Origin of the sequence: Methanospirillum sp., from assembly GCF_028679455.1 — an archaeon.
Classification (GTDB): Archaea; Halobacteriota; Methanomicrobia; order Methanomicrobiales; family Methanospirillaceae; genus Methanospirillum.
Map to the genome: position 1 here is coordinate 1 of NZ_JAJRBM010000080.1, position 9,180 is coordinate 9,180.

The 9,180-nt window shown below is 50.1% G+C and carries 8 protein-coding genes; 7 read left to right on the forward strand and 1 reads right to left on the reverse strand.

Annotation, left to right across the window (positions count from 1 at the left end):
* Positions 1–575: hypothetical protein (locus tag LUQ50_RS02535; RefSeq protein WP_300035703.1), on the forward strand; the 575-nt coding region annotated here is incomplete at its 5' end.
* A 250-nt stretch (positions 576–825) separates the two neighbouring features.
* On the forward strand, positions 826–1,284 hold the full coding sequence (locus LUQ50_RS02540) for an HNH endonuclease (RefSeq protein ID WP_300035706.1): 459 nt from the start codon (positions 826–828) through the stop codon (positions 1,282–1,284).
* 13 nt (positions 1,285–1,297) lie between these two features.
* On the opposite strand, the gene LUQ50_RS02545 is transcribed toward LUQ50_RS02540, so the two are convergent.
* On the reverse strand, positions 1,298–2,131 hold the full coding sequence (locus tag LUQ50_RS02545; RefSeq protein ID WP_300035709.1) for a TrmB family transcriptional regulator: 834 nt from the start codon (positions 2,129–2,131) through the stop codon (positions 1,298–1,300).
* A 204-nt stretch (positions 2,132–2,335) separates the two neighbouring features.
* Between LUQ50_RS02545 and LUQ50_RS02550 the strand changes: the two genes are divergently transcribed.
* The 5 genes from LUQ50_RS02550 to eno all read left to right on the forward strand — a co-directional run bounded on the left by LUQ50_RS02550 (position 2,336) and on the right by eno (position 9,067).
* Positions 2,336–4,042, forward strand: a complete 1,707-nt coding sequence (locus tag LUQ50_RS02550) for a CotH kinase family protein (protein WP_300035712.1) — start codon at positions 2,336–2,338, stop codon at positions 4,040–4,042.
* A gap of 535 nt (positions 4,043–4,577) precedes the next feature.
* A complete protein-coding gene (locus LUQ50_RS02555) occupies positions 4,578–6,254 on the forward strand; it encodes a CotH kinase family protein (protein WP_300035715.1) in 1,677 nt (558 codons plus the stop codon).
* Positions 6,255–6,256: 2 nt separating this feature from the next.
* Positions 6,257–7,054, forward strand: a complete 798-nt coding sequence (locus LUQ50_RS02560; protein ID WP_300035718.1) for a polyphosphate polymerase domain-containing protein — start codon at positions 6,257–6,259, stop codon at positions 7,052–7,054.
* Positions 7,048–7,698: a DUF4956 domain-containing protein gene (locus LUQ50_RS02565; RefSeq protein ID WP_300035721.1), complete on the forward strand. Its 651-nt coding sequence runs from the start codon at positions 7,048–7,050 to the stop codon at positions 7,696–7,698. Before LUQ50_RS02560 ends, LUQ50_RS02565 begins: the two co-directional genes overlap by 7 nt.
* A gap of 85 nt (positions 7,699–7,783) precedes the next feature.
* Positions 7,784–9,067 (forward strand): phosphopyruvate hydratase, encoded by a 1,284-nt coding sequence (gene eno, locus LUQ50_RS02570; protein ID WP_300035724.1) that lies wholly within the window; start codon positions 7,784–7,786, stop codon positions 9,065–9,067.
* Positions 9,068–9,180 lie beyond the last annotated feature (113 nt).

The following is a 9,180-nucleotide window of genomic DNA, read 5'->3' on the forward strand; positions in this document are numbered from 1 at the left end:
CACAGAACCAGGGTAAGGGCCTGTACAACGTTGAGCAGCAGAAGGTTCTGACCTACGCCAGCACCGAAGGCGCTCACATGGTTGGTGAAGAAGAGTACACGCTCTCAGTTGCAGGTAACTACGGCGACAGCGATTCCAACATCCGTTGTGTCTTCTCACAGGCTGACAACAGTGGACTTCCGGCATTCTGTAACATCGTCTCTGCCAAGAGCAGTCTCGTCAATGTGAACAGTGCTCAGATCTCCACCAAGGGTCAGATCCGTGCAGTTGCAGAAACCGCAGATACTCCGGCAGCACTGAACTACCAGATCGCAGTCACTCCTGATGCAAACTCAGGCAGCGGCTTTGCAGAAGGTACCGTGAAGACGGTCTTCGCAGGAAGTATCATGGAAGCCCGTGACAGCGGCGACGACAACTATGACTTAGATGGTTCAGCAGATTCTGACTACAAGACTGCAACCTGGAACAAGACTGCAGCAACCAACACCTGGAAAGACACCACTGAAGTAACCGGTGGCATCAAGACTCTCCAGAAGGCATTTTCATACCAGTCTGGATTCCAGAAACTCGCATAAGGCAACCACCTAACTCTTTTTTTTCTTTGAATTCAGGTTTTATACTGCGTGTTCAGTATTTGGCGAATACCTGTTTGCCTGAAACTTAATTTCACACCCTATTGGACTCCTATAGTTTGTATGCCAGTACCGGGGAGTGGGTTGGTATACGCTCTCGTTCAATGAAGGGGCAGCAGCTACAACAATAATCATTAGGAAAACTATATTGGAATTCGAAAATTCTATATATTTTTGTGCCCGATAATCTCATATGGTGGATTCAGGCACCAATCCGTGTATCGCTGGTCATCCGTGTCTCTGGTGTGGAGAATTGACCGGGTCCAGGAGATCATACTGTTCTGATATCTGCGAGGAACGGTTTCAGAAATGGCTGGAGCGTGAACCTGCTACCATCAGGGGAACCAGACCACCGTTCTGGAACCTTATCCGTCGTCAGGCCCTCAAACGGGATGGCCACCGGTGCCAGTTATGTGGAAGTCAGACCGATCTTTCTGTCCATCACATTATTCCTCTCTCTTCAGGCGGAGATTCAACCCTTCAAAATCTCAGGGTACTCTGTCATTCATGCCACCAGAAAGAACACGGCTGTCACTCTACAATAAGCCGGAAAAAGCGATTCAGGTTCAGGATACGCCACCAACCCCTATATATCCCCGCAACATTCTTTGGTGACTGGATCCGTCAGTCTGGCAGAGAGATCTATCCCTGATCAACCCCGGATCTCACTGTTCACGGGATGAGATATGGATCTGGCATTGTTCCAGATGCCGGGAAAGCCCGGTTATCCGATCCCGGGTCATCATGATGATGACCGAATTGGCAGAGTGCAGACCTGATATTTTGTCGGTCCGGATCGGAGGAATCGAGAGGGATTCCCGGTTATCTACTACGAGATCCAGGATGTTTTCTGTGTCGATATACTGGTCAATATCCGGATTCTGATGGGGAGGATGGGGAAGATATTCAGGACCTGGCAAGGTGAGAACCCGGATCATGGCATGATGGGTTCTGAACTTCTCTTTGATACTGGTCTCAAGAATAGGATCTGATGATATAATGGTGAAAGAGACTGCAGGACAGGAGATCCGTGCCTGCAGGAAAAGAGGAATATACCGCTCACCCATCAGGCACTCGATCTGGTGATCAGCTCCAGCGATCATATCCCGGATCTTATGCTCAATCATTGCACTCCCATATACCGACCAGACTGCCTCATCAGCATCGTCAGGTCTCTTCTTCTTCAGAAGCTGCTCCAGTTCTTCTCCCGCAGTTGCTACTGCCTGGGTATGAGATTCAAGCAGGATATTCAGAGCGATCTTAGGATGTACAGGAGCGAATACTGCTGGTCTGGTAAATTTTCTGATGATCAGTCCAGACTCCTGTAGTCGCTGCAGACTCTCATAGATACTTGGTTTTGAGATCTGCAGATACTCAACAAGATCCCGTGCTCCTGCTTGATCAAAGAGAACCAGTGCTGCATATACCCGTGCCTCATAGGTTGTCAGTCCCAGCGTAGTGAGTGCAGAGATCAGGGATGGTGATATCTGGTTTGTCATGAGACTGCCTTTCCTGGGTAATATACTACTGATCGGTTGTAAAAATGTTTACTATTTTGCCATGTAATCTCCTGACCTATCAGAGTTCTCTGATTTGTGGTTGTTGGGAATATTCCCTCTCCGGAATTAGCCCCTGGCCCGATCAGGTCTCGGTTGAAACAGAAACTGAAGTCGTCGAAACATCACAATCTCTGGAATAAAACCATGAATATCAGTATTATCACTTCTATCCTGATGATAGTGCTCTGCATCGCGTTTGTTCAGGCAGCAGATGTCAGCACTCATGAATCAGGATCAATCCAGGATGAACAGGATCGTAAAAGTTCAATGTCTTCTGATACTACGGGCACGACAATTACTTCTGATGATCAAAATCCAGACTACGATGCCCTCTTTCCTAATGATACCGTCCAGCGTCTCGATATCAGGATCGCTCCTGAAGACTGGCAGAAGATGCTTGACGATATGTCCAGTAACTATGGGGAATTCGGTAATAATTCCATGATGCAACGGGGAGGCCCGGGTCAGGGAAACCCTGGTGGTCCTGATATGGGAGGCCATGAACCAATGAATAATCCGGGTGGCCCCGAGATTAACGCTGATGATTCTGAAAACCCGGTCGTGGTTCCTGCAACAGTAACCGTTAACGGGACCACGCTTGAGAAGGTGGGAATCAGGTTTAAGGGAGCAAGTTCGCTCTCCGGCTCATGGCGTGAAGGATCCTATAAGATCTCGATGAAACTGGACTGCGATGAGTATGAAGATGAGTATCCTGAACTGAAGAACCAGCGACTTTTTGGGTTTGATAAACTCACGCTCAAGAGCGGATTTGGAGATAGTTCCCTTATCAGGGACAAGGTTGTTCCTGATATCTTCCGTAGTGCTGGTGTTCCTGCTCCACGAACTGCATTCTATCGGGTGTATGTTGATACCGGTTCAGGTCCTGTCTATTTCGGGGTGTATACCCTGATCGAGGAGATCGGTGATACGGTTATCACGTCACAGTTTGCAGATGGTTCCGGAAACCTATACAAAGCAGAAGATATGCGGAGTACAACCTTTGCCAACGGTTCATTCAATGTCAGTGGATTTGATAAGGAGACGAATAAGAAGAAGAATGATACCAGCGATCTGGAACAGCTCTATACTACCCTGAATTCAGATCTCCGCACAACCGACCCTGCTACATGGCGTACTAACCTCGAATCAATCCTGAATGTGGATGAGTTCATCACCTGGCTGGCAGCCAACACCATCATGCAGAACTGGGACACCTACGGGATGTCGTCACATAACTATTTCCTGTATCATAATCCTGAAGACGGGCGTTTTATTTGGATTCCATGGGATAATAATGAGGCCCTTGTGAACCGGTCAGAAGGAATGGGCAGTTCAATGCCCGGGTTTGGCAAAGAACCTGGAAATGCCTCCATGATTCCACCCGACCCAGGGATGGCGGGGATGGAAAGCCCGATGCCCCCAGTATCCTGGAATCGTTCAGGTGTGAATACCTTTCCCGGATCCCCGGGGATGGGTCAAATGGGTGATGCCGGGAACGGGCATGGCCCGATGGGTGGGCAACTGAGTATCAGTCTCGATGAGGTGGGTGATCAGTGGCCCCTGATCCGATACCTGATGGATGATCCGGTGTATCATGCTACATATGTGGCTGCAGTCGAAAAATTCATCAACGGGGCATTTGATCCCGGAACTGTGAAAACCCTCTATACTCATGATCATGATCTCATCAGTCAGTATGTAATTGGGGAAGATGGGGAACAGAAAGGGTATACCCTTCTTAAGAGTCCTGAAGAATTTACTGTATCACTTGATTCCCTGATATCGCATGCAGCGTCCAGGTATGCCGATGGTATGGAATATCTGGCTAATGAGACCGGAGGATCCGAATAACCTGACCTTCGCTCACGATATCGTGAAAACAGATGACCCCTGCCTGTTCAGCAGGTAACTCTCTCATTTCTGACTGGAACGACACGAGCCTCATCTGATTGATATCAGAGGGGCTACGTGTGCGTGTGATTACTATTCTCCTGCAAACCGGAGCGGATGTGGTATCTGGTACAATATTGAAATTGTATGATTCATCCTTCATTGTGAGAATCTCCTTCCCAAATCGTGGGACGTGGATTCTGACCCGGGTGGATATTCCTGCTGCCAGTAGGTCATTCGTACAGAACCGTCAAATATCCAACTCTATTGTTGTGAAATTCTTTACTGCCTGGCCCTGCAACCTATGGCCGTATCAGATCTATCATATTCTCTATAGGTAGGAAAGTTCTGAACTACTCTTCTGAGTTTCTCAGATGAGCAGGAATCTGGCTGACCACTACGCTGGAATGTGATGATGCATTGCATGAAATCATAATTACGGGCCCCAAACGCCCGTGATAACGAATCTGACACCCAAAAAATCGGAATGAACCTTATGAAATCAACCCGAATTCTGCCCATCCTCCTGATCCTGCTCTATGTAGGGATGGTCCAGGCAGTAGAACCTTCCAATACTTCCTTTCCAGCCGTCCTATCTTCCCTGACTGCTGATGAATCATCATCAGCCGGTCTGGAGAAGACTGATTCGTCAGAGGACCCTGATTATGATCTCGTCTTCCCGAATAATTCAGTGCAGCGAATCGATCTGGTCATCGCAGCAGACGACTGGCAGAAGATGCTTGACAATATGACCGAACTCTACGGTGAGTTTGGAAATAATACCATGATGCCGATGGGTGGTGGCACCTTCTCACCAGATAATCCTCCTGACGAGATGGGAATTCAGGAGGGAAAGAGTCCGCTTGATACCGACACGGTGTATGTTCCTGCGAAGGTTACCCTGAACGGGACCACGCTTGATCATGTCGGGATCAGGTTCAAAGGAGCTAGTTCACTCTCCGGCTCCTGGCGTGAAGGAACCTACAAAATATCATTGAAACTGGATTGTGATCAGTTCGAAGATGAGTACCCAGAAGTGAAGAGCCAGACCCTCTATGGCTTTGATAAACTCAATCTCCAGAGTGGATTCGGAGACAACTCCCTGATGAGGGACAAGGTTGCAGCCGATATCTTTCGCGATGCCGGTGTGCCTGCCCCACGAACTGCATTCTACCAGGTGTATATCGACACCGGCGACGGACCGGTCTACTTCGGTCTATACACGATGATCGAGGATGTTGCAGATACCATGCTCTCCTCTCAGTTTGCGGATGGCTCCGGAAACCTGTACAAACCTCAGGGTGAACGGGAAGCAACATTCCAGAATGGTACATTCAATACCAGTATCTTTGAGAAGGAAACGAACAAGAAAGCGAATGATTTCAGCGATCTTGAGCAGTTCTATGCAGCCCTGAACTCAGATCTCCGGATCTCAGACCCTGATGCATGGCGTTCAGATCTGGAATCTGTCTTCAATGTGGATGAGTTCCTTGCCTGGCTCGCAACCAACACGATCATCCAGAACTGGGATACCTACGGCTCGATGGCCCATAACTTCTACCTGTATACGGATCCCTCCACTGGACAGATAACCTGGATCCCCTGGGACAACAATTTCGCCCTGCAGAATGGAAGCGAAGGCATGGGAGGCTTTGGAGGCGGGAACCCACCAGGATTTGGTAATATGACTCCGGGTAATTTCATCGGTTCACCCCAGACCGGCACTCCCGCATCAGGTGGAGGGCAGCCACCAGCCTTTGGTAACACGACCTCCGGGAACCATCCGATGGGATTTCCCGGAATGATGGGTGGAGACATGAACATGACTCAGCACGGTCCGGGTGGAGCACAGAACCTCAGTCTTACTGAAGTCGGTGATGAATGGCCCTTAATCCGGTACCTGATTGATGATCCGGTGTATCATGAGAAGTATGTGCAGGCGGTTGAGAAGGTGATCACAGATGTGTTTACTCCTGAGAAGATGGCTACCATCTACACCGGGAATCACGACCTCATCAGCCAGTATGTGATTGGCGAAAAAGGAGAACAGGAAGGGTATACCCACCTGAAAGACCCTCAGGATTTCATCGATTCACTTGACTCCCTGATCTCCCATGCCTCCTCCCGGTATACGGCAGCAACTGCCTATCTGGCTGAAGAAGGAGCTGCATAAACATGGAAACGGAGCAGTCCGCTGGCAGAGAAGAGGTTCTGGAAACTTCGTTCGACCGGTTCCAGTCAATCGGACTGGCAGAGATGGAGCATGCATGTCTACAGGACCGCAAGGAGTCGAAATATCTCCTTACCGCAGAGCAGGCCTGGGATCTTATCTCCCACCTTCCTGATACGTACCGGGTCTTTGAAGTAGACGGTCAACGGGTTCAGACCTACTCGACCATGTACTACGACTCCCCTCATCTCAACCTCTATCTGACCCATCATAACGGAAATAAACCCCGGTACAAGGTAAGGACCAGATCCTACGTCGGCTCGGGGGTGAACTTCCTGGAGGTCAAGGAGAAGAAGAATACCGGCAGGACGATCAAGCACCGCCTGCAGACTGAAGGGCTGGTGACCCAGCTGGGTACAGAGCTCAGGGAGTTCTTTTCCTCCTGTCTTCCGTATGATTACTCTGAGTTCAAACCGGTCTTAAAAAATGAGTACAGGCGCATCACTCTGGTATCAACCACTACTCCGGAGCGAATCACCCTGGATGTAGATCTCTCGTATCACACCGACTCGACCGATCTCGCTCTCCCCGAGATTGTGATTGCAGAACTGAAGCGGAGTTCTGATCTCTCTGGTTCTCCTGCGTATGACTACCTGAACCGTATGCGGGTAAAACCGAAAGGGTTCTCGAAGTACTGCATCGGCATCTCGCTCCTGTATGGAAATCTGATCAAACACAACAACTTCAACATGACCCTTCGTCTGCTTGAAAAGATGATGCATGGAGGACCGATCCGATGGTAACCGAATACCTGATGTTCGTAGCCGGAATGGTGGTAAACCTCATCTTCTCTCTGATCGTAGTCAGGGGAATCTACTATCCGCATCGCCGTGTTCAGGACTATGTCTTCACGTTCATGGCGTTCTCGGTAGTGGTGTACCTAATTATGGGACTCTTCACCTCGGTCGAGCTCTCGATCGGGGCAGGCTTCGGTCTGTTTGCACTCTTTTCAGTGCTGCGGTACCGTACCGATACCGTCCCGATCCGGGAGATGACCTACCTCTTTGTCATCATCGCCCTGCCGATCTTAAACTCAATCCTCTTCGGCACCGGACAGTACGGTACCCTGGTCCTGTCAAACCTCATGGTCATCGCAGTCCTCTGGGTTCTAGAAAAGAAGTGGGGATTCCGGTATGAACAGCGAAAAATGGTCAGATACGAGCGGATTGATCTGGTCCGTGCTGACCGGAATGAGGAACTGATAGCAGATCTCAGAAACCGGACCGGGCTGATGATCACCGGGGTTGAGGTCATGGAACTTGATTATCTGCATGACTCTGCGAATCTGATGGTATCGTATGATGAAGATGCCCCGTTGGTTCCCAGAGAACCATCATCCCTCCCGGTTCTGCCGGATGAAACTCTGCAATCTTCAGGGTCTGCATAAATTAAGGCCCACGTAACTTTTTCGATGCAAAGGACAGGATATATGTATTCTCCCTCCCACTGAGTGAATATACTGAGGGAACCCCATGGATACCAGTATCAAGACAATAAAAGCCCGTGAGATCATCGACTCACGGGGCAATCCCACGGTTGAAGTAGATGTCACCCTTGCCACCGGCCGGATGGCCCGTGCAGCCTGCCCGTCCGGTGCTTCCACCGGTGTTCACGAGGCAGTAGAGCGGCGTGACGGTGGAAAAAGGTTCTCCGGAAAAGGCGTGCTTGGTGCGGTAACCTCGGTCAACGAGGAGATCGCAAAGGCCCTTATCGGGATGGATGCTGCTGATCAGAAGGGAATTGATGAGCGGATGATATCCCTTGACGGTACTGAGAATAAAGGAAAACTCGGGGCTAATGCGATCCTCACCGTCTCAATGGCAGTGGCCCGTGCTCATGCAGCAGCGAACGGGGTTCCGCTCTTTCGCTCCCTTGCATCAGGTCCGTATTCACTTCCGGTCCCGTGCATGAACATCATGAACGGAGGTGCCCATGCAAACTGGCAGGGGTCTGACTTCCAGGAGTATATGATCGCCCCGGTTGGTGCTCCTGACTTTCCTCATGCGATGCAGTGGGGATGTGAGGTCTATCAGGCGCTCAAGTCTGTGCTCAAGAAGAAAGGACTCTCAACCGGTGTCGGCGATGAAGGAGGTTTTGCACCGCAGGTTCCTTCAAACAGCGAACCGGTCTCGCTCATCATGACTGCAATCGAAGAGGCAGGGTATGCCCCGGGCAAAGATATCTGTGTGGTCCTGGATCCTGCCTCAAGCGAGTTCTTCAAGGATGGTGTATACGCCCTGAAGACCGAGAAACGGTCACTCTCATCAGGAGAGATGGCAGACTACTACCGGGATCTGACCACCACTTTCCCTATCATCTCAATTGAGGACGGACTTGCCGAGGATGACTGGGCAGGATGGGCTGAACTGACCAAAGCCATCGGTGCAAGGGTCCAGCTAGTCGGTGATGATCTCTTTGTTACCAACACTGCCAGGATCAGCAGGGGAATCAGGGAGAAATCTGCAAATGCCGTACTGATCAAACTCAACCAGATCGGCACCGTTACTGAAACGATCGATGCGGTCAGGATGGCACAGAAGGAAGGATGGGGTGCAATGATCTCACACCGGAGCGGGGAGACCGTGGATTCATTCATTGCTGATCTCTCGGTTGCCCTCGCAACCGGCCAGATCAAGACCGGGGCGCCCTGCCGGGGTGAGCGGGTTGAGAAATATAACCAGTTACTTCGTATCGGTGAGGAACTCGGCGCTTCAGTAGCATATGCCGGGATGAAAGCCTTCAGGACCTCATCATAATTCACTTCTTTACCGGTCACCTGTTCAGATGAACAGGGAAAATAACGGATTTTTTGAGAGCAAAAAAGAATACGTGGATGGGTATCAGGCAACTTTCGCTTTTGCTTCTGCTG

Coding starts and splice junctions, on each gene's coding strand:
- LUQ50_RS02540 (WP_300035706.1), top strand. CDS start 826: ATGGTGGATTCAGGCACCAATCCGTGTATCGCTGGTCATCCGTGTCTC.
- LUQ50_RS02545 (WP_300035709.1), bottom strand. CDS start 2,131: ATGACAAACCAGATATCACCATCCCTGATCTCTGCACTCACTACGCTG.
- LUQ50_RS02550 (WP_300035712.1), top strand. CDS start 2,336: ATGAATATCAGTATTATCACTTCTATCCTGATGATAGTGCTCTGCATC.
- LUQ50_RS02555 (WP_300035715.1), top strand. CDS start 4,578: ATGAAATCAACCCGAATTCTGCCCATCCTCCTGATCCTGCTCTATGTA.
- LUQ50_RS02560 (WP_300035718.1), top strand. CDS start 6,257: ATGGAAACGGAGCAGTCCGCTGGCAGAGAAGAGGTTCTGGAAACTTCG.
- LUQ50_RS02565 (WP_300035721.1), top strand. CDS start 7,048: ATGGTAACCGAATACCTGATGTTCGTAGCCGGAATGGTGGTAAACCTC.
- eno (WP_300035724.1), top strand. CDS start 7,784: ATGGATACCAGTATCAAGACAATAAAAGCCCGTGAGATCATCGACTCA.